Raw genomic sequence first — 382 nt, forward strand, 5'->3', positions numbered from 1 at the left:
GCGGTGCTAACTATTATGAATGTTAGAAATGCAGGTAACCCTGAAACAAAAAGTTTGATACAAAGCATCGTGTTTGATGAAAAACGCTCACTGTCAATTTCATTAGCCACCGAGCTATCCACCATTGAACCCGCTACACTCTCTGCCCTATCACCACCAAAACCGCCTTCTGGTGGGTACATAAAAAATAAGGCTGCTAACCCCCAAAGGATCACCACAACAAAGAATGCATAATCGGGCCAAGACCTCAGGCCAAAGAAACCCGTAGATTTCTCAAACATGACCACAACTGCTGATGCAGTGAGATTGCTTATGAGAAAAAACCTCAATAAATTTAGCATGTTATTCCAAAGTCCATCCTTAGCAACATAACGCCCGCCTA

General features: G+C 42.9%; 1 protein-coding gene. It reads right to left on the reverse strand.

What is annotated here, in order from left to right; translation table 11 throughout:
* The coding region (locus GOU96_RS18415; RefSeq protein WP_324702135.1) for a hypothetical protein at positions 1-341 on the reverse strand (341 nt) is incomplete at its 3' end.
* Positions 342-382 lie beyond the last annotated feature (41 nt).

This window comes from Vibrio sp. R-1 (genome assembly GCF_035615595.1).
Taxonomy (GTDB): domain Bacteria; phylum Pseudomonadota; class Gammaproteobacteria; order Enterobacterales; family Vibrionaceae; genus Vibrio; species Vibrio cholerae.